Origin of the sequence: Mesoplasma entomophilum (assembly GCF_002804125.1) — a bacterium.
GTDB classification, from domain to species: domain Bacteria; phylum Bacillota_I; class Bacilli_A; order Mycoplasmatales; family Mycoplasmataceae; genus Mesoplasma; species Mesoplasma entomophilum.
The window spans coordinates 135,588-160,813 of record NZ_CP024966.1 but is presented as its reverse complement, the minus strand read 5'-3'; the positions used below and the strand labels follow the sequence as shown (position 1 = coordinate 160,813).

Sequence of the window (25,226 nt, the reverse complement as noted above, 5' to 3'; positions counted from 1 at the left end):
AACCTCCGTATTTGTTCTTTTTGTGTTTAAACAATTTAAATTGACCTAAGTCAATTTTTATTAATTACATTTCTGCTTTTTTAGCAATTTTTCTATATGTAATTCTTCCACGTGTCATATCATAAGGTGATATCACGACTGTTACTTTATCTCCAGGTAAGATGCGAATGTAATGCATTCGGATTTTACCTGACACGTGCGCATCAATAACAATGTCGTTTTCCAGTTGTACTTTGAATTTTGCATTAGGCAATACTTCTACAACCGTACCTTCAAATTCCATTTCTGCTTCTTTTGCCATAAACTACAACCCCTATCTTTTTGATTTAGTTAATACTTCATAACCACTATCAGTAATTAAAATAGTGTGTTCAAAGTGAGCAGTCATACTCTTGTCAGCTGAAAGAACTGTTCAATTGTCTGCTGCAAGTTTTGTTTTGTAAGTTCCCATTTGAATCATTGGTTCAATACAAATAACCATTCCAGCTTGTAAACGCATTCCGGTATCCTTTTTACCATAATTTGGTATGAATGGATCTTCATGCATTTCTGTTCCAATTCCGTGTCCTGTATAATCTCTTGGAACTCCAAACCCAAAGCTTTCAGCATGAGTTTGAACTATACTTCCAATAGTTCCAATACGAACGCCTGGAGCTAAAGCTTTAATAGCTAAGTCCAAACATTCTTCAGTGACTTTTAATAGTATATCATGTTTTGCATCTTTTGCAATCCCAACTATCATACTAAATGCACTATCAGCGTGATATCCTTCATAAATGCAGCCTGTATCAACAGAAACTATATCTCCCTCTTCTAAAATTCTATCTTGAGGAATTCCGTGGACTAATTGCTCATTGATAGATACACAAATTGTTTTTGGGTACCCATGATAGTTTTTAAAGTTTGATTTACATTTTTTTTCAGTTATAAATTTTTCAAATTCTTTATCCAAATCTAAACAATTTACTCCTGGTTTAATCATTGATTTTAACATTTCAATTGCTTCTGCTAGTACTTGCCCAGCAACTCGCATTTTATCAATTTCTTGTGGTGATTTTATTGTTACAGCCATTTATAAAGCTCCTAAAACTTCTGCATAAACTTCCTCTGCAGTTGTATTTGCATTGTCAACAATGTGTACAAACCCTGGTTTATTTTTGTAGTAATCAACCAATGGTGCAGTTTCATTTGCATATGCTTCAAGTCTAACTTTAACTTTTTCTGGAGCATCATCTGGTCTACGAACTAGTTCACTACCGTCATTATCACAGATTCCCTCTGCTTTTGGTTTTCTGCTAATAATGTGATAACTTACTTTACATTTTGGGCAAATTAGTCTTCCACTAATTCTGTCTAAAAGAATTTGTGTAGGAACATCAATGTAAATAACTTTGTCAATTCTTGCATTTAATTCAACTAAGTTTTCTTCTAAAATTTTAGCTTGATTTAATGTTCTTGGAATACCATCAAAAATTAATTGATTATGGTTGTCTTGTAAAAAGTTTTTAACAATCCCCATTGTAACTTCATCAGGAACTAGTTTACCTTCATTCATGTATCTGGCACATTCAATTCCTAAAGGTGTTTCTTCTTTTATTTCTTTACGCATCAAGTCTCCAGTTGACATTTGTTTGAATCCTTGATTTTTAATTAATTTTTCAGCTAATGTGCCTTTTCCTGAACCTGGGGCACCTAATAACATAATATTCATATTTCTCTCCTCTTATTTAATAAGTTGTGCAGGCTCAAAAGCGTGTGGCAACAACTCTTTAATGTTTGTTTCTAACTGAAACCCATTTTTATTGTAAATTGAAATAGTTGCAGATCAATCTACTAATTCAGAAATAACCTGACGGCAAACTCCACAAGGTGAACCTAATGTTTCAGAATCTGTGTATAACTCTAAAGACTTTATGTCACTTTTTTTATAACCTAAAGAATAAGCTTGAGCTAAGGCTGACCTTTCAGCACATATAGTTGCTGGATATGCAGCATTCTCAATATTTACACCCTTTATTTTTTCACCGTTGCTTAAATAAATTAAACAAGCAACTTTAAAATTTGAATATGGGCTATATGAGTTTTCCTTTAATCTTAATAATTCTTCAAATACATTTTGCTTATCAGCCATCATTAATACCTCTTTCATATCTATTATATTATATCTAAAAAATAATTTTTAGTTGAATCAAAAAAGACCCCTATGAGTCTTTTATCAAATATGAGTTGAAGATTTAGTTGAGGCTTCTTCAGTAAAGTTTTGTTTTTTACTTTCAATAAATTTATGTTGAGTAATTCTACCTTGCAATTGTTGCGTTGTTTGAATCGCAACCGATATACAAATAATTAAACCAGTTCCTCCAATAGCTAATTGACTTGGTAAATTAGTTAATTTAGATATTACATATGGCAGCGCTGCAATTGCTGCTAAGAATATAGCTCCAAATAAAGATAATCGATTAATTGTCCCTTTTAGGAAATTAGTTGTGTCTTTACCTGGTTTAATACCTGGTATAAATGTTCCTGATTTTTGAAAGTTTTCACTTATTTTTTCAGGATTAATTTGGACTTGTGCATATAAGAATGTAAATAATACAATCATTACAGCAAATATTCCAATTCCTCATCACGTATTAAATGAAAGGTAGTGCTGTGTAAACCTTACAAATGCATTTGCCGAGTTAACGGTAGCCGTGCTAGCAGTTGGGTCGATAATTTGTGCAATTGTAATTGGTGTAGAAATCAAGGCTGATGCAAAGATAACTGGTATAACCCCAGCATTATTCAATTTTAAAGGTAAATATGGTGTATGATCTTTTGAATCAATTAAACCACTTCCTGTTTGTTGAATTGGAACTTTTCGTTCTGCTTCATTCATAAGTACAACAGAAAATATAACAACAAAGAAAACTAACATATAAATTGAAAACTTAATTATTCCATCAAAGAAAACGTTAATACTTTCATTTGAAGGTATTCAGAAATCATATGTAGCTTTAATTTGGTTAGGTAATTGAACAATAATACCAATAAAGATAACTATCGAAATACCATTACCAACACCTTTGATTGTAATTTGGTCAGCAATTCATAACATAAAGTATGAACCAGCTAACATAACAAGCGGTACTAATACATAATAAAATGCTGGAGATGCTAATACATTGTCACTTGATCAACCTGGCTCAATAACGCCCTGTTGTTGAAGAGTAAATATCGTTGCAATCCCTTGCATTAGAGCAAATGGAATCATTAATACTTTTGTTAATTTATCTAATTTTTTTCTTCCTCTTTCACCAGACTTATTTCATCTAGTTAAAATAGGAACAACATCAGTTGAAAGCAACTGAACAATAATTGAAGCGGTAATATACGGTGAAACACCTAATGCTAAAATTGAGAATCTCCCAATTGTACCTCCCCCTAATGTTGAAAGTAATTGAAAGAACTGTGAATTGTTAATAGCATTTTGATAATCAGAAGTTAATCTAATACCAGGCACTGTAATATATACTCCAATCCTTATAACCACTAATAATAATAAAGTAAAAGCGATTCTACCTAGAATATCTTTATTTTTAATAAAGAAGTTGCCAGTTTTTAAATCGCTATTATTACTTTGTGATTTTTTGGCTGAATATTGTTTGCTTTTTTTAGCGAACTTTTTTGCCATATTAAATCACCTCTACTTTTCCTCCAAGTTTTTCAATTTCAGCTTGAGCTGATTTTGAAACTTTGTTTAATTTTACATTAATTGCTGAAGTAATTGAACCATTACCTAAAACTTTTACTAATTGTTTTTCGTTTTTAATAACTTTTTGTTCAACTAATGTCTTGTGATCAACTAATGCTAAATTTAATCTTTCTAAGTCAGAAAGATTTAAAATGACATATTCTTTTTGGTTTGGAGATGTGAAACCAATTTTTGGTAGTCTTCTATATAAAGGAGTTTGTCCCCCTTCGAATCCTACACGAACTCCCCCACCTGAACGTGAGTTTTGTCCTTTATGACCTCTTGTAGAAGTTTTTCCTTTTCCAGAAGCCATACCTCTACCTACTCTAGTAACATCTTTTTTGCTACCTTCAGTATATTTTAATTCATGTAATTTCATAGTCTATGTATGCTCCTTTCTTATTTAGTTTCTTCTACTTTTGGTTTCTCAGTTTTAACAACTGGTTTACCAAATCTTAAGTCATTTACTTTTTTAGCTGTATGCATTGATGATAAACCATCGATTGTAGCTCTAATCATGTTAATTGGATTATTTCTACCTAATGATTTAGCATAAACGTCTGCAATACCTGCTAATTCAATAACAGCACGAGCTGGTCCACCGGCAATAACTCCAGTACCAGGTTTAGCTGGTTTAATTAGAACTTGACCTGCACCAAAGTGACCGATCACTTCATGAGGAACTGTTGTCCCTCTTAAAGGTACTCTAACTAAGTTCTTTTTAGCTTCTTTAACAGCTTTTTTAATTGCTTCAGGAACTTCATTTGCTTTTCCTGTTCCTAAACCAACTTGACCTTTTTTATCTCCAACAACAACAACTGCTGCGAATCTAAAATGACGTCCACCTTTTGTAACTTTAGTAACACGTCTAATTGTTACTACTTTTTCTTCAAAATCATCTTTTTGGAATTGTTTTGGTCCTTGAGGACGACGGTTTGGTTTTCTATCAAACTTTTTTCTTTCAGGTTGAGTTTGATTGTTAGCGTTTTCAGCTACTACTACTTCTGTTTTATTTTCCATATTTCTCACTCTTTACCTTTCTAGAATTTCAATCCGTTTTCTCTTGCTGCTTCAGCAAAAGCTTTTACTTTACCATGGTATAAGTATCCACCACGGTCAAATACTACATCAACAATGCTTTTTGCAATTGCCAATTTAGCAATTTCTTCAGCAACTTTTTTTGCTGCTTCAATGTTACCTGATTTTAATCCCAAGTTTAATGATGATGCTGAAACCAAAGTTGTTCCAGTTGTGTCGTCAATTATTTGTGCGTAGAAATTAGTGTTTGATTTGAAAACATTTAATCTTGGTTTAGCAGCAGTTCCAGAAACTTTACTTCTAACACGGTAATGTCTTCTTTTTCTTGCTTCTTGTTTAGTATGTTTCATAATTCTATAACCTTAAGCTCTGATATTATTTACCAGCTGCTTTCCCTTCTTTTCTAATAATGATTTCATCTGAGTACTTAATTCCTTTACCTTTATAAGGTTCTGGTCTTCTGTATGATCTAATTTCTGCTGCAACTTGTCCTACAACTTGTTTATCAATACCTGAAATAATGATTTGAGTTGGTTTTGGACATTCAACTACAATCCCTTGAGGAATTGTGTATTCAACTGGGTGTGAGTATCCTAGTGAAAGATTTAATTTACTTCCTGCTAAAGCTGCTCTATATCCAACCCCGTTGATGTCAAGAGTTTTTTTGAACCCTTCGCTTACACCGATTAACATTCCTTGTAATAAAGAGTTTGTTGTTCCGTGTAATTGTTTTGTATGTTTAATTTCATTAGCTCTAGTTGTTGAAAGACTTGCTCCTTCAACTTTGATTGTGATTACTTCCGCGAATTTTTGAGTTAAAGTTCCCTTTGACCCTTTTACTGTAACTGTGTTGTCTGATGCAACACTAACTTCAACACCTGCTGGGATAGTTAAAATTCTGTTTCCTATACGTGACATATTTTACCTCTACCTCCTATTATCAGACGAAAGCCAATACTTCTCCACCAATGTTTGATAGACGAGCTTGTTTTCCTGTCATGATTCCTTGTGATGTTGAAACTATTGCAATTCCTAAACCGTTTAATACTTGTGGGATTTCGTTTGCTGGTGCATAAACTCTAAGACCTGGTTTAGAGATCTTTTTAAGTCCTGAGATTACTCTTTGTTTTCCTTGATATTTTAATTCAATAGTAATAGTTTTTTTAACTTCACCTTCAACAGTGAAGCTTGAAATGAATCCTTCTTCTTTTAAGATGTTTGCAATTTCCAATTTCATTTTTGATGAAGGAATATTAACAGTTTTTAACATTCTTTGGTTTGCATTACGGATTCTAGTTAACATATCTGCGATTACGTCTGTTGTCATATTTTATTTCCTTTACTCTTTCTATTTTCTACTATCAAGAAGCTTTTCTAATCCCTGGGATTTGACCTTCGTATGCATATTTTCTAAAGCATAGACGGCAAATTCCAAATTTTTTAAGCACAGCATGTGGTCTACCACAGTTATTACATCTAGTGTAGTTTCTTACGCCAAACTTTTGGTGTTTAGCTTGTTTAACTTTTAATGATTTTTTAGCCATTTATTCCTAATCCCCTTTATTATTTAGCGAAAGGCATTCCAAATTTTTCTAATAATTTGTATGCTTCCTCGTTTGTTTTTGCAGTAGTTACAATTGTGATATCCATTCCGCGTAATTTTTGAACTTTATCATAATCAATTTCTGGGAAAATAATTTGTTCTTTAATTCCCAATGTGTAGTTTCCAAATCCATCAAATGAAGTTTTTGGAACTCCTCTGAAGTCACGCACACGTGGTAATGCAACGTTTGTTAGACGGTCTAAGAAGTCATACATCTTTTTCCCTCTTAAAGTTACTTTTGTACCAATTGGCATTCCTTCTCTTAATTTAAATACAGCTAATGATTTTTTTGCTTTTGTTACTAATGGTTTTTGACCAGTTAATTGTTCTAATTCAAGAACAGCTGCATCAAGTTTTTTTGGATCAGTTGTAGCTTCTCCAACTCCCATGTTAATAACGATTTTTGTAAGTTTTGGAACTTGCATTACTGATTTATATCCTAATTCTTTAAATAATTCAGGAGCAATTTGTTCAGCATATCTAGTTTCTAATCTTGATTTCATTTCTTCATGTCCCTTTCTTATTTACTTGCCTTTTTCAATGGTGAGTTAGATTTTTTTGCAATTCTAACTTTTTTACCATCTTCAATTTGATATCCCACTTTTGAAATACCATCTTTGTTTTTAGGATCTTGTAATGCTACGTTTGATAAATTAATTTTTGATGGAACTTCTTTAATTCCACCTTCTGAGTCAGTCTGTGAAGGTTTAACATGTTTTAAAGAGTTAATTCCTTGAACTGATACTCACTTTTTGTCTTTTGATATTCAAGTGATTGGTCCTAATTCACCTTTATGTGAACCAGCGATAACTTTAACCACGTCACCTACTAAGATTTTTGATTTGCTCATTCTCTGGTTCCTCCTATAATACTTCTGGAGCTAAAGATGCAATTTTTGCAAATCCAGCTTCTTTAATCTCACGTGCAATTGGACCGAAAATACGAGTTCCACGTGGAGATTTATCTTCTTTAATAATTACTACAGCATTTTCTGAGAAACGAATGTATGTACCATCTTCTCTTTTTAATTCTCTAGTAGTTCTAACAATAACAGCTTTAACAACTTGACCTTTTTTAACAGCTCCTCCTGGAGTTGCTGATTGAACTGAACAAACGATGATGTCTCCAATTCCTGTAAACTTTCTAACTGATCCACCTAAATTACGAATAACACGAACTTCTTTAGCACCTGAGTTATCTGCTACTTTTAATTTTGATAATGTTTGAATCATATCTCTTTATCTCCTATAAAACAGCTTTTTCTACTACTTTTACTAATCTGAAGTTTTTTGTTTTTGATAAAGGACGTGTTTCCATAATTTGAACTTTGTCCCCTATTTTAGCAATTTGTTGTTCGTCGTGTGCTTTATATTTTTTAGAATACTTAACACGTTTTTTGTAGATTGGGTGGTTTTTGTAAGTTTCAACTAATACAGTAATTGTTTTATCCATTTTGTCAGATACAACTTTACCAACTAGTATTCTTCTACTATTTCTTTCCATTATTTAGTTTCTCCTTCGTTTACATCATTTTGTTCTTCAACTACTGCATTAGCCATAGCTTCTGCGATAGCGTCATCATTACTTGCACCGTTGTTTTCATATTGTGCTTGTAATTCTTCGATCATTTTACGTTGTTTTGCTCTAACTTCTTTACCAGCTTTTTCAGCTTCAGTTACAGCTTGGTTATAGTTTGTTTTAACAGTTTTGTTTACTTCTTCACCAGCTTTAGCTTTTTCAGCTATTACTAATTGAATTCTTGCAATTTCTTTTTTAATTTCTTTAATACGGTGTGTTTGTTCTAAACTTCCAACAGCAGCTTGGAATTTTAATGCGAATAACTCAGCTTTTTTGGCTTCGTTTCTTTCTAATAATTGTTCTACTGAAAGCGCTCTAATTTCATCCATTAATTTATTTGCCATTATTCTTCACCTCTTTTAACGAATTTGCAACGAACTGGTAATTTGTGCATTGCAAGACGTAAAGCTTCTCTTGCAGTTTCTTCACTAACTCCAGCAATTTCAAACATAACTGTTCCTTCTTTTACAACTGCTACTCATTTTTCAGGGTTCCCTTTTCCAGATCCCATTCTAACTTCAGCAGGTTTTTTTGACATTGAAATGTGTGGGAAAATTCTCATTCAAACTTTTCCATCACGTCTCATATAACGTGTCATAGCAATACGAGCTGCTTCAATTTGACGGTTATCGATTCATGCCCCATCAAGAGACATTAATCCATATTCACCAAAGTTGATTGTTTTAGCTCCTTTTGCTTTTCCTTTAAAACTAACTTTATGAGGTTTACGATATTTGGTTCTTTTTGGTAATAACATTATTTACGTCCCCCTCTGTTGTTGTTTTTGTTGTTGAATCTTCTATCATTATTCATTGGTGCTTTTTCAGAAACTCTTTGGCTTTGACCTCCGATAACTTCACCATGATTAATTCAAACTTTAACACCAATTTGTCCATATGTAGTTGGAGCTTCATATAAAGCATAATCAATGTCTGCTCTTAATGTAGATAGAGGTACTGATCCTTCGATGTACCCTTCTGTACGAGCCATTTCAACTCCACCTAAACGTCCACTTACAGAAGTTTTGATTCCTTTAACTCCTGCTTTTAAAGCTTTTCTAATAGCTAATTTTTGAACTGTTCTAAATGAAGCACGGTTTGTAATTTGTTCTCCGATTCATCTTGCAACTAATGTTGCATCTGCATCAGGGTTTTTTACTTCAATTACTTTAACTTCAACTTTTAAGTTTCTATCTTTAGCAATTTTTTGAACTGCTGTTGCGATATTTGAAACGTTTTTACCTTCTTGACCAAGCACGATAGCTGGACGAGCAGTTCTAATGATTAAAGTAATGTTTGAGTTTGTTCTTTCAATTTTAATTTTTGATACAGCTGCATCTTTTAATAACTTAAGAACTCCTTCACGGATTTTGATATCTTGATCTAATCATTTAACGTATTGATCTTTTTCAGCATATCAAGTGTCTTCTCAATCTCTAACGATTCCTAAACGTAAAACATTAGGTGATACTTTTTGTCCCATATATTATCTCGTCCTTCCTATATTCTTTCATCACTAACAATAATTGTTATGTGTGATGTTCTTTTTAAAATTTCGTATGCTCTACCATGAGCTCTTGGTCTAAAACGTTTTAAAGTTGGTCCTTCGTTAACAAAAATAGTTTTAACAAATAATTTATCTGCATCCATTCCATTATTGTTAACTGCGTTTGCGATTGCTGAGTTTAATAATTTTAATACTGGCTCAGCTGATCTTTTATCTAAGTTGTATAATGTTGCAATTGCGGCTGCAACTGGTTTGTTTCTGATTGTATCTGCTACTAATCTAACTTTTCTAGGAGAGATACGAATCATATTTAAATAAGCTTTTGCTTCCATATTGTCATCCTACCTCTTCTATTTCTTACCTTTGTCGTCTCCGTGACCACCGAATTTACGAGTTGGGGCAAATTCTCCTAATTTGTGCCCAACCATATCTTCTGTTACGTACACGGGAATAAATTCTTTACCATTGTATACTCCGAAAGTTTTACCGATGAATTCAGGGAAAATAGTTGATCTACGTGATCAAGTTTTTATAACTTCTCCATCTTTTGCAACTTCAGCTTTTTTAAATAAGTTTTCGTCTACAAATGGTCCTTTTTTTAATGATCTTGCCATGTCTTCTATTCTCCTTCCCTATTTCTTAGCATTACGCTTTCTTACAATAAGTTTCTCTGATGGTTTCTTAGTGTTTCTTGTTTTAACACCAAGAGCTTTTTTACCTCATGGAGTAACTGGGCTTTTACGTCCGATTGGAGTACGCCCTTCCCCTCCCCCATGTGGGTGATCGTTAGGGTTCATTACTGAACCACGAACTGTTGGACGAATACCTCTTCAACGGTTACGTCCAGCTTTTCCTCAATTAACTAAGTTGTATTCTTCGTTTCCAACTTCTCCAATTGTTGCGTAACATTCAGCTAAAACTTTTCTTACTTCTCCAGATGTTAAACGTAAAGTTACATACTTACCATCATCATCTTTTCCTAAGATTTGTACTGATGTTCCAGCACTTCTAGCCATTTGTCCACCTTTTCCAGGTTTTAATTCAACGTTGTGAATTAATGTCCCTTCAGGAATGTTTTTTAATGGAGCTGCATTTCCAACTTTAATATCTGCATGTTCTGAAGCAACAATTTTCATTCCAACTGTCATTCCTTTTGCAAATAAGATGTAACGTTTTTCTCCATCTAAGTAATTAACTAAACAAATAAATGCATTTCTGTTTGGATCATACTCGATTGTAGCGATTGTTCCAACAACATCTCTTTTATTACGTTTAAAGTCAATAATTCTGTATTTTTGTTTGTGTCCTCCACCTTTGTGACGAGTAGTTATTAAACCACGGTTGTTACGTCCGGCTTTAGAGTTTTTAGCAGCTAGTAATGATTTTTCAGGAGTACTTGTAGTTAAAGTAGCTTTGTAATCAATACTAGTCATATTTCTACGACCGTTTGTCGTAGGTTTATATTTTTTAATTGCCATAATATCCCTTTCTATAGCTTTTTCTTTTTGATTTATAATATTTTTCGCCTATGGGCTAGGTTTTTTCTATAAATCACTTAAAATATCTAATGTTTCACCATCTTTTAAAGTGATGATTGCTTTTTTGTAGTTATTTGTTTTTCCGACAAATCTACCCATTCTTTTTTCTTTTCCGTCATAGTTCATTGTTCTTACTGATTCAACTTTTACTTCAAAGATTTCTTCGAATGTTTTTTTAATTTGAACTTTATTAGCTCTTCTGTCAACTAAGAAAGTATATACACCGTTTGCGTGACCTAAAAATGATTTTTCAGTTAACACAGGTTTTTTAATTACTTCTGTTAAATGCATTATGCGTATACCCCCTCAACAGCCATTACAGCTTCTTCTGTCATAACTAATTTAGTTGCATTTAAGATATCAAATACATTTAATTTGATTGATGGTAAAGTTTTTACCCCTTTAATGTTACTTGAAGATTTAATTACTAATTCTTCATTTTCTTTAGTAATGATTAATGTTTTTTGATCATCAATTTGTAAATTTTTCATTGCGCTAATCATTTCTTTTGTTGATGGTTTAGCGAAATCGAATTTATCAACGATTACAAGATTTTGTTCACTAGCTTTAATTGATAATGCTGATTTAAATGCTAATGCTCTTACTTTTTTGTTTACTGATTTCTTGTAGTTAATATCAGGTGTTGGACCAAAAGTAACCCCTCCACCTCTTCAGTGTGGTGCTCTAATTGATCCTTGACGTGCACGTCCAGTTCCTTTTTGTCTTCAAGGTTTTTTACCACCACCACGTACTTCAGCACGAGTTTTAGTTTTTTTAGTTCCTTGTCTTAAAGCAGCTTGTTGTGAAATAACAGTGTCATAAATAGCTTGTTTATGTGGTGCCACATTTCAAACACTATCATTTAATGAAATTGTTTTAACTTCTTGTCCTTGGACGTTTAATACTTTTAATTCCATAATTGTTCTCCTATTACTCTTCTGTAGAAACAGCTTCTTCAACAACTGGTGCTTCGATTGGAGCTTCAGTAGCTACTGGTGCGTTTCTTACTAATAATTCTGCTGCTTGTGTGTTTGATAGACCTTTAACATTAGCTTTGATTGTAACAAATCCTTTGTTTGGTCCTGGAATTGAACCTTTAACTAACATAATGTTGTTATCGATTGCAATTACTTCTAAGTTTTGAACTGTACGTTTAACATGTCCCATGTGACCTGCCATTTTTTTAGATTTGAAAATACGGTTAATAATAGCTCCCATTGAACCGATACCACGGTGGTAACCTGACCCGTGAGCCATTGGTCCTCTTGAGTAGTTATGTCTTTTGATTGCTCCCGCAAATCCTTTTCCTTTTGAAATTCCTGTAACGTCAACGTATTGACCAGTTTCGAAAATGTCTGATGCTGAAATTACTGATCCAACTTCAAACCCTTCCATGTTTCTGATCTCTTTTACGAAGCGCTTAGGAACTGAATTAGCTTTTTTGAATTGTCCTAATTCAGGTTTGTTTACTAAGTTTTCTCTTTTGTCGAATACTCCTAATTGAGTAGCAACGTAACCATTTGTTTCAAGAGTTTTAACTTGTAAGATAGTGTTTGGTTGAACTTCAACTACAGTAACTGGTACTAATTTCCCGTTAGCTGTAAAAACTTGAGTCATTTCAACTTTACGTCCTAAGATTCCTTTCATCTTTTTATCCTCCTAATTGATAATCATGTATATTTCGTTACTTAATTTTGTATTTGTATTTTTTTATAATTTGATTTCGATATCTACACCACTTGGTAATTGAACTCTTTTTAATACGTCCATTGTAGTTGGTGTTGGATTTAAAATCTCTAATAATCTTTTGTGTGTTCTCATTTCGAATTGTTCACGAGAGTCTTTGTACTTGTGAACAGCTCTTAAGATGGTAATCACTTGTTTATCTGTTGGTAATGGGATAGGTCCTCTAACCTTTGCCCCAGTTCCTTCAGCAGCTTCAATAATTTTTGAAATGCTTTGATCAATGATTGCGTGATCATAGCCTTTTAATTTTATTCTCATTTTTTGTTCTGCCATTGTAACCTCCATTTTTAATAATTTTTTCATTCATCAACAACCCTTACCGGTGTGTTGTAAATGAGCACACAAAATACACATGCTAAAATATTATATTCTATGACCTTTATAAAATCAACTAAAATGTTCTTTTTAATAAACTTTAGCTAAAATATAATGTTCTTTTAGCTGCTTTTTTGCTAATTTTTAATAAAAATAAGTTAAATAAAAAAACGCCAGTTTTAGTAACTTGCGTTGTTTTCTTCACCTCTAATAATAGCAACACCACCACTTGTACCCAAGCGATCAGCACCTGCTTCAATCATTTTTTGAGCATCATCAAATGTTCTAACTCCACCAGCAGCTTTAACTAAAGCATTATCTTTAACAACTGATTTCATTAGTTTAACGTCTTCAAATGTTGCACCTGATTTTGAGAACCCTGTTGATGTTTTAACAAATTCAAATCCAGCTTCAACAGCTATTTCACAGGCTTTTATGATTTCTTCTCTTGTTAGTAAGCAATTTTCCATGATACATTTTACGACATGTGATCCAGCTGCTTTTTTAACAGCTTTCATATCTTCTAAAACTAATTCATAATTTTTATCTTTTAAAGCACCGATATTTAATACCATATCAATTTCAGTTGCACCATTTTTAATTGCTTCTGTTACTTCAAAAGCTTTTGTAGCACTTGTACATGCTCCTAATGGAAAACCAACAACATTTGTAATTCCAACATCAGTTCCTTTTAATAAGTCTTTACAATAGCTTGTTCAGTATGAATTAACACATACTGTTGCAAAATCAAATTCGATTGCTTCATCACATAATTGCTTGATTTCAGCTTTTGTTGCATCCTGTTTTAACAGCGTGTGATCAATATATTTGTTTAGTTTCATTTCTTTTCTCCTAGATATTCATTTTCATTTTTAATTCTTCAATAATTTTATCAACTTTAACTTTGGCTACTTCGACATTTTCACCAACTCCTATAAAATATATTTTTAATTTTGGTTCTGTTCCACTTGGACGAACAGCAAATCAAGATTTATCTTCCAAATAAAATTTTAATAAGTCTTGACCAGGCATGTTGTACATACCGTCAATGTAATCTTCAATATTAACAACTTTTAAACCAGCTATCTGAGTTAAAGGTGTTGATCTTAATGACTTCATTAATGGTTCAATTTTTAGTTTCTTCTCTTCAGGTTTGAAATTTAGATTTAAAGTAAATGTGTAATATGCACCCATTTCTCTAAATAAGTCTTCTAAGTAATTTACTAATGTCTTATTTTGTTTTTTATAAAATCAAGCAGCTTCTGCAATTAAAATTGATGCTTGTATTCCGTCTTTATCTCTAGCTGAGTCATCAATAACATAACCATAACTTTCCTCATAAGCAAATACAAAGTTTAAACCGTTATCTACTTCTTTAGCAATTTCTCTACCCATTCATTTAAATCCAGTTAAAGTTTTTACAATATTAACTCCATATTTTTCATGAGCGATTCTATCACCTAAATCACTTGTTACAAAACTTGAATATAAAGCTGGATTTTGTGGCACTTTATTCAATCTTTTTAAATTAGATAATTTTCAATCAATTAATATTGGCCCAGTTTGATTTCCATCTAATCTAATAAATTCTCCGTTATGTTTAATAGCCATACCAAATCTGTCTGCATCAGGATCATTCATGATGATTATATCTGCATCATGTTTAACACCATATTCAAGAGGTATTTTTCAAGCTGGATCAAATTCTGGATTTGGATTTACAACATTCTTAAATGTTTCATCTTCAAATGCATGTTCTTCAACTTCAATAACATCATATCCTGATTCACGCAAAATTTTAGGAGTGAATTTAGTCCCTGTTCCATTAACCGCGCTAAAAATAATTTTTAAATCATTTTTTGAAATTTGCTCATCCTTATAAAATTCTAGGTTTTTTATCATACCTACATAACCGTTAATAACTTCTTGATTAACTACTTCAATTAAGGAATTATTAACTTCATAATCTCAATTTAATATATCTGTTATTTCGTCCATTCTTTTAGCAATAACTGCTGTTTGCTCATCTTGCAGTTGGCATCCATATGAATCATAAATTTTATATCCATTGTATTCTGATGGATTATGTGATGCTGTTATTACAATTCCACCAATGCAATTTAAAGCTTTAGTTGCGTATGAAACAACTGGAGTTGGCATCATTTCGTTATTTTTAAACAAATAAGCCTTGATCCCAAAACTTGATAAAACTTCCGCTACTACTTTTGCAAAAACTTTTGAATTATGACGATTGTCGTGACCCACAACAATTCCATCATTTAATCTATTTGGGTAGTTGCTTTTTAATAACTCTGCAAATGCAATAGTTACTTTTTTGACTGTATACACATTGAAACGCCCAGGCCCTGCACCAAGAACACCTCTAATTCCAGCTGTTCCAAATTCTAATTCTATTCCTTCAAATGCTGCATGCAATTCTTCATCACTAGCATTTTCTAAAAGGTTTCTTAATTCATCATCTAATTTATGATTGTTAATTCACTCACCATAAACTTTGTTACTTTTATCAAAAACCATTTGTACTCCTTATATATTTATATATCTATTCTATTATAATATAGTAGAAAGATAATGGTGTAAATAATTTTACACTCTTATAAAAGGAGACCTATGAACTACATTTTTAGTGAAATTATAGAGAAAAAGAAACATTCTATTGAATTATCAAGTGAGGAAATTAAATGGCTGATAAATAGTTATGTAAGAAATAAAGTTACAGATTATCAAATGGCAGCTTTTGCAATGGCTATTTACTTTAATGGAATGACCAAAGCAGAAACTTTGGCATTAACTCAAGCATATGTTGAATCAGGATATGTTTATGATGTTAGTGAAGTTAAAGGTTTAAAAGCTGATAAACACTCAACTGGTGGAGTAGGAGACAAAACTAGTTTAGTATATAGCCCCTTAGTTGCTAGTTATGGAGTAAAGGTTTGCAAACTTTCTGGTAGAGGGCTTGGAGTAACTGGAGGCACTATTGATAAATTAGAATCATGTAAAGGTTGAACAAGCGAGTTATCAAAAGAAAAATTTATTAAAACAATTAATGAAGTTGGAATGAGCATTACAGGTCAATCAGATGATATCGTTCCTGCTGATAAAAAAATGTATGCGTTAAGAGACGTTACTGGGACTGTTGATTCTATTCCTTTAATTGCTGCTTCTATTATGAGCAAAAAATTAGTTATCGATAGCGACAGTTTGATTTTAGATGTTAAAGTTGGAGCTGGTGCATTTATGAAAAATATAGACATCGCTGAAAAATTAGCAAACGAAATGATTACTATTGGGCATGGATATAATAGAAAAGTTTCAATTCTGCTTACTGATATGCAAAAACCTTTAGGAAAAGCTATTGGAAATGCAATTGAAGTTAAAGAAGCTTGAGATACCTTAAATAATAACGGTCCAGAAGATTTAAAAGAGGTTGTTTGTACAGCTGCTGGTTTAACTTTAACTGACCTTGGCATTTTTGATAAATTAGAAGATGCTATAAGTGATTGTTACAAAAAACTAGAAACAGGTGAATGCGCACACTTTTTACAAGAATTTGTTGAAGCGCAAGGTGGAAATTTTGAATTAATTATAAACTATGATCAAAATTTTACAACTAAGAATAAAATTGAAGTTTTTGCAGAAGAGGATGGTTACATCATTTCACAAGATGCTGAAACTATAGGATTACTTTCAATGGAGCTTGGAGCAGGTAGAAAAACAAAAGAGGATTTAATAGATTTCTCAGCTGGAATATATTTAAATAAAAAAACTGGTGATGTTGTAAAAACTGGTGATGTTGTTTTAACTTTCTATACAAACTATGACATTAATAATGATTGAATTGAAAGAGCTAAAAAAAGTTTTACTATTTCAATGCAAAATGAAAAACAAAAAAACATTATAAAAATTATTAGATAAAAGAACACCTACAAGGTGTTCTTTTTATGTTGTTATTTTAAACTCAATGTAACTTCTACATTGTTTTTTAAGGCTTTTGAATAAGGACATACCAAGTCTGCTTCATGCATTAATTTTTCAGCAATTTCTTTATCTGCTCCTATAATTTCAACTTGCAAATCAACTGATATATTGAAGTTCAATTCTCCGTTATTATGTAATGCCACTTTTGCTGTTACATTTGACTTAAATGAAACTTTATTTTTAGCCATTACAGCTTGCAATGCTCCATTAAAACATGAGCTATATCCTGCTGCAAATAATTGCTCAGGATTTGTTGTTCCTTCTAAATTTAATGTAGGTGATGATATCTTTAAACTAAATTTTCCATCAGATGAAATAACTTCTCCAGTTCTTCCTCCTGTATTAGTTACTGTTGTTTCATAAATTTTACTCATAATATATTCTCCTTTAATTTAATTATGTTCTTAAAAATACAAAAAAAACTTTATTTCTTAAAAAGAGATAAAGTTTTTAATTAATCTAATTTATCTGGTGTTTGTACTTTAGTACCGTTTTCGTTTACCAAATATAATCTTTCTGTAATTATCTTACATTCTGTTGCGTTAATTATTGCTAGTCCTCTATGTAAGTGAATTCATTGTGTTTGATTATTAACTTTAAAATTCATATTGCCAATTTTTAAAGCTGTAACCAAAGGCGACATATTCCCTAATACTCCAATATCTCCGTCAATAGTTTTTAGGTTGATAATATCGACTTTTTTGTTATCTACAAATTTTCCATTTGGAGTAGAAATTATTAAATTAATTGCCATTTAAATTCACCTACTTTTTATTTTTAACTTTTGTTTCATTATATGCTTGAATAACATCTTCAGCTGTTCCTTTATATAAGAACAAGATTTCAGGAATGTCATCCATTTCACCATCAAGAATCATTTTAAATGATCTTACTGTGTCAGATACTTTTACATATTGTCCAGGACGACCTGTAAATTTTTCCCCTACGAAGAATGATTGAGATAAAAAGTTTCTTATTTTACGAGCTCTTTGCACGATTAATTTATCTTCTGCACTTAATTCATCCATACCTAAGATCGCAATGATTGATTGTAAATCTTGGTATTTTTGTAAAGTTCCTTGAACACCTAAAGCTACATTGTAATGTTCTTCTCCAATAATTTCTGGATCTAACATTCTTGATGAAGATGAAAGTGGGTCAACTGCAGGATAGATTCCTAAACTTGCAATTGAACGGTCAAGAACAATTTTTGCATCTAAGTGTGTAAATGTTGTTGCAGGTGCAGGGTCAGTTAAATCATCAGCTGGTACATAAACAGCTTGAACTGATGTAATTGATCCTTTATTTGTTGAAGTAATACGTTCTTGTAATGCTCCCATTTCTGTAGATAAAGTTGGTTGATATCCAACAGCTGAAGGCATACGCCCTAATAAGGCACTAACTTCACTACCTGCTTGTGTAAACCTGAAAATGTTATCAATGAATAATAGCACATCCATGTTTTTTTCATCTCTAAAGTGTTCAGCAATTGTTAAACCTGTTAAAGCAACACGCATACGTGCCCCTGGTGGTTCATTCATTTGTCCAAATACTAAACTTGTTTTATCTAAAACTCCAGCTTCGATAAATTCATGATAAAGATCATTTCCTTCACGAGTTCTTTCACCAACTCCAGCGAAAACTGAAACTCCACTGTGAGCTTTAGCAATATTGTTAATTAATTCTTGAATTAAAACTGTTTTACCAACTCCGGCTCCACCAAATAATCCAATTTTTCCACCTTTAGCAAATGGAATCATTAAGTCGATAACTTTAATTCCTGTTTCCAAAATTTCAGCATTAGTAATTAGTTCTTCATAAGCTGGTGCATCACGGTGAATAGGCATTCTTTTACCTGTGAATTCTGGTTTTTCATCAATTGCATGTCCTGTAACATTAAACATACGTCCTAAAACATCGTCACCAACTGGTGCTTGTATTGGAGCATTTGTATTAATAACTGGAAGACCTTTTGCCAGTCCTTCAGTTGGTCCCATTGCAATTGTTCTAACAACTTCATCACCCATGTGTTGCTCAACTTCTAAAACTAATTCAACTCCATTGTTATCTACAACCAAAGCATCATAGATCATAGGAATATTATCTTCGCTGAATTTAACATCAACAACTGGTCCTAAAATTTGGAATACAAAACCATTTGCTGAATTAACAGTATTTTTACTTGTTGTTTTTTTTGCTGCCATATTTTTCTCCTATCCCATTAAAGCATTAGCACCAGAAACAATCTCTGATATTTCTTGTGTAATTGATGCTTGTCTTTCACGATTATATTGAATACTTAAATTGTATTCTAATTCTTTACCATTATTTGTTGCATTTTCCATAGCTAATCTACGGCTTGCTTGTTCACTTACTTGTGATTCAACAATTGTTCCAAAGATTATAGTGCTTAAATACAAAGTAACAGCATTATTTAAAACTTCTTCAGCACTTGGCTCAAAGCTATAGTAACTACTTGAAGTTTCTTGAGCATCCTCTTTAATAATTGGGAAAACTCTTAATTTTGTTGGTTCAAATGTTACATTGTTAATAAACTTTGTATAAACAATTTGAATTTCATCAAATTCTCCACTTGAATAATAACTTAATAACTCATTACCAATTTGTTTTGCTTGTGATGGTGAGAAATCAATATCAACACCAGTACATTCATTTTTAATTTTCATTTTTTTACTATTGAAAGCAGAAACAGCTTTTGAACCAATAGCATAAATTTGATCTTCTTTTTTGAAATTACTAATAACTAATTTATTAACGTTAGTGTTATATCCACCACATAAACCTAAATTTGAGTTAACAACAACTCATAAAGTTTTTTTAATATCATTAGTAGAATTTTTTAAATAAATTGATTCACTTGAATGTTTAATTATTTCATTAAAAATTGAATAAACTTCAGATACATATTCTTGAGTTTCAGTAACTTTTTTACCAATACGGCGTAATTTTGCACTTGCAACTAATTGCATCGCATTAGTAATTTTACCGATATCTTGAGTATTTGAAATTTGTGTTTTTAAATTACTTAAATTTGCCATTACTTACCTAATTTTTTAAATTCTTTTTCATCCCCAAAAATAGTTGGGTTGTAGTTATTTAAAGTAGAAGTGAATTTAACAACTAATTTTTCAATTTCTTTTTGAATTCCACTTTCAAGATCAGCGCTTCATTCAAGTTTTTTAGCTAATTCAGCTTTTAAAGCTTTCGCCTCTTTTTCATTATTAAAGAATGTAATTATTTCAGTTTTGAAATCTCTAATGTTTTCTAAAGGAATTCATTTAATTAAGTGAGATTTAATTGCAAATAAAATAATTGCTTCATCTATTTGATTTAAAGGTGAATATTGACGTTGAACTAACATTTGGATAATTCTTGCCCCATGATCTAAAGTAGCTTTTGTTGATTCGTCTAAGTCTGAACCAAATTTTGAAAAAGCTTCCAATTCATAGTATTGTGCTAGTTCCAATTTCAATGTTCCTGAGACTTGTTTAACAGCTTTAATTTGTGCTGATGAACCAACCCTAGAAACTGAAGGACCAATATTAATAGCTGGTCTAATACCTGCCATGAATAAATCACTTGATAAGAAAATTTGTCCATCAGTAATTGAAATAACGTTTGTTGGAATATATGCTGAAATATCACTTGCTTGAGTTTCGATAATAGGTAGTGCTGTAATTGATCCACCACCAAATTTTTCATTAACTCTAGCTGCTCTTTCTAAAAGACGTGAGTGTAAGTAGAAAACATCACCAGGGTAAGCTTCACGACCTGGTGGTCTTCTTAATAGAAGAGACATTTCACGGTAAGCTACCGCATGTTTAGACAAGTCATCATAAACAATTAAAACATCTTCGCCATTTTCCATTCATTCTTCACCAATAGTTACACCTGTATAAGGTGCTAAGTATTGTAATGGTGCTGAATCACTAGCTCCTGCATTAACAACAGTAGTATATTCCATTGCACCATATTTTTTAAGCTTTTCAACAACTTGCGCAATTGTTGAATCTTTTTGTCCAATTGATACATAAATACATTTAACATTTTTACCTTTTTGATTAATTATTGTATCAATAGCAACAGCTGTTTTACCAGTTTGACGGTCACCAATGATTAACTCACGTTGACCTTTTCCAATTGGAATAGAAGCATCAATTCCTAGAATACCTGTTTCTAAAGGTTGACTAACTGATTTACGAGCCATAACTCCAGTTGCAATTTTTTCAACTGGTTTAAATTTTTTAGTTTTGATTGGTCCATTGTTATCAATTGGTTGACCTAATGCATTAACAACTCTACCAATCATTGCATCACCAACAGGTGTTTCAACAACTTTACCTGTACGTTTAACAATGTCACCTTCTTTGATAAGTTTATAGTCCCCAAGAATAACAGCACCAACTGCACCTTCTTCAAGACTTAAAACCATACCATAAACATCATTAGGGAAAATTAATAATTCACCCATTAAAGCTTTGTCTAATCCGTAAATTAAAGAAACACCATCCCCAATAGTAACAACACTACCTTGCTCAGCTTCGATAATGTCTTTACCATAGTTTTTTATTTGTTTTTCAATAACTTCAGAGATTTCTTTAATATTTAATGCCATATATTAAACCTCCTATTTTTCTTTCAATACTTGATATTTCATTTCATCAAGTTTACTTCTTAATGAGCCATCATAAACTTTGTTATGAACAACTACTTGAATACCTGCAATTAATTTAGGGTCAATTTTGTTAACCAATTTAACTTCCTTATTAATTTTTTTAGACATTTTTTCTTCAATTTCCTTAATTTGTTTAGCTGAGATTTCTTCAGTAGACCAAACTACACCATAAGTCATATTGTCTAATTCAACAAGTTTTCCTCTTAATCTTTTTAAAATATCTCTAGCATTGACAAATGCCTGCATATGAACTAATATTTTAAAAGCGTTCATGATATCTTGATCAATGTTAAATTGACCAAAAGTATCATCAATTATTTTGATTCTTTTTTCTTCATCGTGTGCTGATTTAAAAGTAAGAATATCAACAAATTCATTTTTATTTTTTAGAACTTCAATTAGCACATGTGCTTGTTCTAACATTTTTTTGACTTTGTTTTCTTTTACAGCAATTTTTGTTAAAGCATTTGCTCAATTATCAATAACGTTATCTTTTAAAACCATAATTATTTATCAAGGTTTTCAATAAACTCATCAACAATTTCTTTGTTTTTAGTTTTATTGATTTCTTTTTGTAAAATCTGTTCAGCAGCATCAAACGCAACATTAACTATTGTTGTTTTAATTTCTGCTTCAATTTTTGATCTTTCTTGAGCGATGTCTTTTTCTGCTTGATTCTTAATAATGTCAGCATATTTGTGAGCTTCATTAATGATGTGAGTTTTTTGAATATCAGCATCAACTTTTGAAGTTTGAATAATTAATGAAGATTCTGTTTTAGCGTCTTGCAATAATGCTTCGGCTTTTTTAACACCCATATTTGCTTCTGTTTGCTTTTGCACAGCCTCGCTTAATAATTCATTTATTTTGTTTCTTCTGTCTTTAATAGTTTTTCTAAATGGTTTATACATCAATTTTGATAATATAACTATTAAAACAATTGTAGCTATAACATGCGCAATAAAGTTTGGCAAGTTAGGAAATAAAGATGTTATGATTTCTGGAACTCCAGCTGTTTGTGTTTCTGCGATAAATATCATTTAACACACCCTTCTTTCTTTATATTTCTTAAGCTACGAAAATTAATAAAATAGCAACAACTAAAGCGTAAATAGCTCCTGATTCTGCAATCCCCGCTGCAATAATCATAGTTGAAGTAATTTTTGGTGCCATTTCTGGGTTTCTTCCGATTGCCATACATGCACCTTGTCCAACAGCACCTTGTCCGATTCCTGCTCCAGCAACCCCAACAATAGCAACTCCAGCTCCTAATAATTTAAGACCATCACCTGTTGAAGTTGATTCTGCTAATAAAGGCATAATACTTGATAATACATTAAAGTATCCCACTAAAAAATTTGCCATGTAATCTGTAAATAACATAAATAATAATTCTCCTTTTATTTTATTTTTGTAATTCTATTTTTTTCAATTTTTGAGTTTTTTTTGAACTATTTCTACCCTCACCTTTGTGAGTTAACTCTTGTTCCTCTCCCATACCTTCTGCTCAGTATGAAAGCGATAACATTGTAAATACAACAGCTTGGATAACAGCATCAAACATATCAAAGTACATATGTAAAAATGGAGTTATAGCACTTGTGAAAATATTAACCCCTGATCATCAGTATGTATACTGCATCTTTCAAGCATTGTCGTCTTCTAAAACACCTGCATTTCATATTCCGAATGATGGTCAGTGCATTCCTTCGTCTCCAAAACTAATTGTCCCATGTGCTCAACTACTTTGGAAACCAATAAACAATGCGTACACTAATCCTAAAATAATTGATCCACCTAAAAGGTTACCAAATAGACGGAAAGACATAGATAATAATGGTGTAAATTGTGTAAATATTTCAATTGGATTTATATATCTTTTTAGATAAGCTCATTTTTGATATTTAAATGCAAAATAATAAATCATCACAAATGTAACAAAAGCCATTGATAAAGTAATTGTGTATGAAGAAGAAGGTGATTCAAAACCAAGTAATGAAACCAATGATCCTACTATGATATACAAACAAATGTATAAAAAGTATGGAGTCAATTTACGATATTTTTTCCCCATGATTGAAACAACTAAGTTTTCAACTGAAGAAACAAACATATCGATAATAACAATCATTCCAGATAATTCTTTATCTTCTTCTTGCCCTCTCACTTTAATGTTATAAGTAATACAAATAGCACAAATAAGAATTGTGGTAATGATGATTGCACTAAACTGTGTTGTCAAAGATCATAAACCTTCAAACATATTGTCCAATTTGAACCCTCCTTAAATTTCTAATAACTTTTAATATTTAAGATTTTATGATTTGTAAAAGGCAATAGTAAAATTGGGCTAAGGCCAACTAATACACCTCTATAATCAAAAATAATATTGTTATTAAAAAAAGCAATAAATAACGGAGTGGCGTAAGCACCTATTCTTAATAAAAAGAAAAAGTAAAATAAAAAATGATTTTCATTTTCAAGAAGAAGAACAACTGACTTCTTACTAATAAAAATACCAACTAAAAACGAAGTTAAACCTAAAACCCAACCTGTTAATCAACTATAACTAATAATTTTTAACACAAATAACAAAGTGATTGTCATTCCTGTTAAAAAGCTAATTATAAATATAATTGTTAATGCAGGGTTTTTGAACCAGTTTTTATATATACTTTTTAATTCCATTCAAGTAGCACCTCGCCTACTACGTTCTTTAATATTCTACTCCTATAAAGAAAAAATAAAACAAAACTGGAAAAAGTAAAAAAACTCCAAATTAAGGAGTTTTTTTAAAAGAAAATTTCTATTTTACTTTGTTCCAAATATTCTATCACCAGCATCTCCTAGACCTGGTATGATATATCCTTTATCTGAAAGTTTTTCATCTTTTGATGCTGCATATATTTCTACATCTGGGTGTTTTTCTAAGACATTACTTATTCCTGGCTCAACAGCTACCAAGCAAACAAACTTAATATTTTTGACCCCTCAACCTTTAACAATGTTGATTGCTTTGTTAGCACTTCCACCAGTTGCTAGCATTGGATCAACTATTATTACATAGCTTTCATCAATCGATTCAGTTTTCTTTGCAAAATATTGATGAATTTCTAAAGTTTTTTCATCACGATAAAGCCCAATATGAGCTATTCTTGCTGTTGGAATTAATTTTTGAATTCCATCTAACATTCCTATACCGGCTCTTAAAATTGGAACTAACACAATTGGTTTATCAATTGTATAACCTGTTGTTTTTGTCATTGGTGTTTCAATTTCAATTGGTTTAAGTTCTAAATCTCTGAAGATTTCATAAACCATCAATTGAGCTATTTCATTAAGATTTTCCCTAAAATCTTTTGATGATGTTTCTTTTCTACGCATTCTTGATAATTTATCAATTATCAAAGGATGTTTTAACTCTGTAAATGCCATATTCATTTTCCCCCTTATTTGTCCAAATTATTAATATTA

Annotated in this window: 39 protein-coding genes; 1 reads left to right on the top strand and 38 read right to left on the bottom strand. The window is 31.5% G+C overall.

Translation table 4 applies throughout. From position 1 onward, the window contains the following. Nucleotides 1–64 precede the first annotated feature (64 nt). From infA to MENTO_RS00610, 27 genes are all read right to left on the bottom strand, one after another. On the bottom strand, nt 65–301 hold the full coding sequence (gene infA / locus MENTO_RS00740) for a translation initiation factor IF-1 (RefSeq protein ID WP_028124060.1): 237 nt from the start codon (nt 299–301) through the stop codon (nt 65–67). Between the two features lie 12 nt (nt 302–313). After that, entirely contained in the window at nt 314–1,072 is a 759-nt protein-coding gene (map, locus tag MENTO_RS00735) for a type I methionyl aminopeptidase (RefSeq protein ID WP_099650994.1), read from the bottom strand. Beyond that, on the bottom strand, nt 1,073–1,711 hold the full coding sequence (locus tag MENTO_RS00730; RefSeq protein ID WP_099650993.1) for an adenylate kinase family protein: 639 nt from the start codon (nt 1,709–1,711) through the stop codon (nt 1,073–1,075). Between the two features lie 12 nt (nt 1,712–1,723). Beyond that, a complete protein-coding gene (gene cdd / locus MENTO_RS00725; RefSeq protein ID WP_099650992.1) occupies nt 1,724–2,131 on the bottom strand; it encodes a cytidine deaminase in 408 nt (135 codons plus the stop codon). Between the two features lie 81 nt (nt 2,132–2,212). Continuing rightward, complete coding sequence (gene secY / locus MENTO_RS00720; protein WP_099650991.1) at nt 2,213–3,673, bottom strand: preprotein translocase subunit SecY; 1,461 nt, start codon at nt 3,671–3,673, stop codon at nt 2,213–2,215. A 1-nt stretch (nt 3,674) separates the two neighbouring features. After that, nucleotides 3,675–4,112 carry a 50S ribosomal protein L15 gene (gene rplO, locus MENTO_RS00715; RefSeq protein ID WP_099650990.1) on the bottom strand — a complete coding sequence of 146 codons (438 nt, stop codon included), beginning with the start codon at nt 4,110–4,112 and terminating at the stop codon, nt 3,675–3,677. Nucleotides 4,113–4,132: 20 nt separating this feature from the next. Further along, a complete protein-coding gene (rpsE, locus tag MENTO_RS00710; RefSeq protein WP_099650989.1) occupies nt 4,133–4,753 on the bottom strand; it encodes a 30S ribosomal protein S5 in 621 nt (206 codons plus the stop codon). A 20-nt stretch (nt 4,754–4,773) separates the two neighbouring features. Then, complete coding sequence (gene rplR / locus MENTO_RS00705) at nt 4,774–5,121, bottom strand: 50S ribosomal protein L18 (protein WP_099650988.1); 348 nt, start codon at nt 5,119–5,121, stop codon at nt 4,774–4,776. 25 nt (nt 5,122–5,146) lie between these two features. Further along, nucleotides 5,147–5,689, bottom strand: a complete 543-nt coding sequence (gene rplF, locus MENTO_RS00700) for a 50S ribosomal protein L6 (protein WP_099650987.1) — start codon at nt 5,687–5,689, stop codon at nt 5,147–5,149. A 19-nt stretch (nt 5,690–5,708) separates the two neighbouring features. Further along, entirely contained in the window at nt 5,709–6,098 is a 390-nt protein-coding gene (gene rpsH / locus MENTO_RS00695; RefSeq protein WP_011183034.1) for a 30S ribosomal protein S8, read from the bottom strand. Nucleotides 6,099–6,129: 31 nt separating this feature from the next. Then, nucleotides 6,130–6,315: a type Z 30S ribosomal protein S14 gene (locus MENTO_RS00690; protein ID WP_011183033.1), complete on the bottom strand. Its 186-nt coding sequence runs from the start codon at nt 6,313–6,315 to the stop codon at nt 6,130–6,132. A 19-nt stretch (nt 6,316–6,334) separates the two neighbouring features. After that, the gene (gene rplE, locus MENTO_RS00685) at nt 6,335–6,877 is read right to left on the bottom strand and encodes a 50S ribosomal protein L5 (protein ID WP_099650986.1); all 543 of its coding nucleotides are present in this window, start codon (nt 6,875–6,877) and stop codon (nt 6,335–6,337) included. Nucleotides 6,878–6,894: 17 nt separating this feature from the next. Further along, nucleotides 6,895–7,224 carry a 50S ribosomal protein L24 gene (rplX, locus tag MENTO_RS00680; protein ID WP_011183031.1) on the bottom strand — a complete coding sequence of 110 codons (330 nt, stop codon included), beginning with the start codon at nt 7,222–7,224 and terminating at the stop codon, nt 6,895–6,897. Nucleotides 7,225–7,237: 13 nt separating this feature from the next. Next, entirely contained in the window at nt 7,238–7,606 is a 369-nt protein-coding gene (gene rplN / locus MENTO_RS00675) for a 50S ribosomal protein L14 (protein WP_011183030.1), read from the bottom strand. A 13-nt stretch (nt 7,607–7,619) separates the two neighbouring features. Beyond that, nucleotides 7,620–7,880, bottom strand: coding sequence for a 30S ribosomal protein S17 (gene rpsQ / locus MENTO_RS00670; RefSeq protein ID WP_206335786.1), 261 nt, complete (start codon nt 7,878–7,880; stop codon nt 7,620–7,622). Then, entirely contained in the window at nt 7,877–8,296 is a 420-nt protein-coding gene (gene rpmC, locus MENTO_RS03985; RefSeq protein ID WP_011183028.1) for a 50S ribosomal protein L29, read from the bottom strand. The genes rpsQ and rpmC overlap by 4 nt, the downstream gene beginning before the upstream one ends. Next, entirely contained in the window at nt 8,296–8,709 is a 414-nt protein-coding gene (gene rplP, locus MENTO_RS00660; protein WP_011183027.1) for a 50S ribosomal protein L16, read from the bottom strand. Before rplP ends, rpmC begins: the two co-directional genes overlap by 1 nt. Beyond that, a complete protein-coding gene (gene rpsC / locus MENTO_RS00655; RefSeq protein WP_011183026.1) occupies nt 8,709–9,434 on the bottom strand; it encodes a 30S ribosomal protein S3 in 726 nt (241 codons plus the stop codon). Before rpsC ends, rplP begins: the two co-directional genes overlap by 1 nt. Nucleotides 9,435–9,451: 17 nt before the next feature. Continuing rightward, on the bottom strand, nt 9,452–9,790 hold the full coding sequence (gene rplV / locus MENTO_RS00650) for a 50S ribosomal protein L22 (protein WP_099650984.1): 339 nt from the start codon (nt 9,788–9,790) through the stop codon (nt 9,452–9,454). 18 nt (nt 9,791–9,808) lie between these two features. Next, entirely contained in the window at nt 9,809–10,072 is a 264-nt protein-coding gene (rpsS, locus tag MENTO_RS00645) for a 30S ribosomal protein S19 (protein WP_011183024.1), read from the bottom strand. Between the two features lie 18 nt (nt 10,073–10,090). After that, nucleotides 10,091–10,936 carry a 50S ribosomal protein L2 gene (gene rplB / locus MENTO_RS00640; RefSeq protein WP_099650983.1) on the bottom strand — a complete coding sequence of 282 codons (846 nt, stop codon included), beginning with the start codon at nt 10,934–10,936 and terminating at the stop codon, nt 10,091–10,093. A gap of 66 nt (nt 10,937–11,002) precedes the next feature. Next, nucleotides 11,003–11,287 carry a 50S ribosomal protein L23 gene (gene rplW / locus MENTO_RS00635; protein ID WP_011183022.1) on the bottom strand — a complete coding sequence of 95 codons (285 nt, stop codon included), beginning with the start codon at nt 11,285–11,287 and terminating at the stop codon, nt 11,003–11,005. Further along, nucleotides 11,287–11,913 carry a 50S ribosomal protein L4 gene (rplD, locus tag MENTO_RS00630; protein ID WP_099650982.1) on the bottom strand — a complete coding sequence of 209 codons (627 nt, stop codon included), beginning with the start codon at nt 11,911–11,913 and terminating at the stop codon, nt 11,287–11,289. Before rplD ends, rplW begins: the two co-directional genes overlap by 1 nt. A 13-nt stretch (nt 11,914–11,926) precedes the next feature. Beyond that, on the bottom strand, nt 11,927–12,643 hold the full coding sequence (gene rplC, locus MENTO_RS00625; RefSeq protein WP_099650981.1) for a 50S ribosomal protein L3: 717 nt from the start codon (nt 12,641–12,643) through the stop codon (nt 11,927–11,929). 63 nt (nt 12,644–12,706) lie between these two features. Continuing rightward, a complete protein-coding gene (gene rpsJ / locus MENTO_RS00620) occupies nt 12,707–13,015 on the bottom strand; it encodes a 30S ribosomal protein S10 (protein ID WP_027875738.1) in 309 nt (102 codons plus the stop codon). A 221-nt stretch (nt 13,016–13,236) separates the two neighbouring features. Then, a complete protein-coding gene (gene deoC / locus MENTO_RS00615) occupies nt 13,237–13,899 on the bottom strand; it encodes a deoxyribose-phosphate aldolase (protein ID WP_099650980.1) in 663 nt (220 codons plus the stop codon). A 10-nt stretch (nt 13,900–13,909) separates the two neighbouring features. Beyond that, the gene (locus MENTO_RS00610; protein ID WP_099650979.1) at nt 13,910–15,595 is read right to left on the bottom strand and encodes a phospho-sugar mutase; all 1,686 of its coding nucleotides are present in this window, start codon (nt 15,593–15,595) and stop codon (nt 13,910–13,912) included. Nucleotides 15,596–15,688: 93 nt separating this feature from the next. On the opposite strand from MENTO_RS00610, the gene MENTO_RS00605 reads away from it, so the two are divergent. Then, nucleotides 15,689–16,993, top strand: coding sequence for a thymidine phosphorylase (locus MENTO_RS00605; protein ID WP_099650978.1), 1,305 nt, complete (start codon nt 15,689–15,691; stop codon nt 16,991–16,993). A gap of 32 nt (nt 16,994–17,025) precedes the next feature. Here MENTO_RS00605 and MENTO_RS00600 read toward each other — a convergent pair whose 3' ends face one another. The 11 genes from MENTO_RS00600 to upp all read right to left on the bottom strand — a co-directional run bounded on the left by MENTO_RS00600 (nt 17,026) and on the right by upp (nt 25,187). After that, the gene (locus tag MENTO_RS00600) at nt 17,026–17,430 is read right to left on the bottom strand and encodes an organic hydroperoxide resistance protein (RefSeq protein WP_099650977.1); all 405 of its coding nucleotides are present in this window, start codon (nt 17,428–17,430) and stop codon (nt 17,026–17,028) included. Nucleotides 17,431–17,510: 80 nt separating this feature from the next. After that, complete coding sequence (locus MENTO_RS00595) at nt 17,511–17,810, bottom strand: hypothetical protein (protein WP_099650976.1); 300 nt, start codon at nt 17,808–17,810, stop codon at nt 17,511–17,513. A 10-nt stretch (nt 17,811–17,820) separates the two neighbouring features. Beyond that, nucleotides 17,821–19,260 carry a F0F1 ATP synthase subunit beta gene (gene atpD, locus MENTO_RS00590; protein ID WP_099650975.1) on the bottom strand — a complete coding sequence of 480 codons (1,440 nt, stop codon included), beginning with the start codon at nt 19,258–19,260 and terminating at the stop codon, nt 17,821–17,823. Between the two features lie 9 nt (nt 19,261–19,269). After that, nucleotides 19,270–20,115: an ATP synthase F1 subunit gamma gene (gene atpG, locus MENTO_RS00585; protein WP_099650974.1), complete on the bottom strand. Its 846-nt coding sequence runs from the start codon at nt 20,113–20,115 to the stop codon at nt 19,270–19,272. After that, nucleotides 20,115–21,692, bottom strand: a complete 1,578-nt coding sequence (gene atpA / locus MENTO_RS00580) for a F0F1 ATP synthase subunit alpha (protein ID WP_099650973.1) — start codon at nt 21,690–21,692, stop codon at nt 20,115–20,117. The genes atpG and atpA overlap by 1 nt, the downstream gene beginning before the upstream one ends. Before the next feature lie 12 nt (nt 21,693–21,704). Then, entirely contained in the window at nt 21,705–22,256 is a 552-nt protein-coding gene (locus MENTO_RS00575) for a F0F1 ATP synthase subunit delta (RefSeq protein WP_099650972.1), read from the bottom strand. A gap of 2 nt (nt 22,257–22,258) precedes the next feature. Further along, nucleotides 22,259–22,792, bottom strand: coding sequence for a F0F1 ATP synthase subunit B (gene atpF, locus MENTO_RS00570; RefSeq protein WP_099650971.1), 534 nt, complete (start codon nt 22,790–22,792; stop codon nt 22,259–22,261). A gap of 28 nt (nt 22,793–22,820) precedes the next feature. After that, nucleotides 22,821–23,072, bottom strand: a complete 252-nt coding sequence (gene atpE / locus MENTO_RS00565; RefSeq protein ID WP_407657517.1) for an ATP synthase F0 subunit C — start codon at nt 23,070–23,072, stop codon at nt 22,821–22,823. An 85-nt stretch (nt 23,073–23,157) separates the two neighbouring features. Next, the gene (locus tag MENTO_RS00560; RefSeq protein ID WP_099650969.1) at nt 23,158–24,015 is read right to left on the bottom strand and encodes a F0F1 ATP synthase subunit A; all 858 of its coding nucleotides are present in this window, start codon (nt 24,013–24,015) and stop codon (nt 23,158–23,160) included. Between the two features lie 29 nt (nt 24,016–24,044). After that, on the bottom strand, nt 24,045–24,440 hold the full coding sequence (locus MENTO_RS00555; RefSeq protein ID WP_099650968.1) for an MG406 family protein: 396 nt from the start codon (nt 24,438–24,440) through the stop codon (nt 24,045–24,047). 123 nt (nt 24,441–24,563) lie between these two features. Then, entirely contained in the window at nt 24,564–25,187 is a 624-nt protein-coding gene (gene upp / locus MENTO_RS00550) for a uracil phosphoribosyltransferase (protein ID WP_099651520.1), read from the bottom strand. Nucleotides 25,188–25,226: the final 39 nt, after the last annotated feature.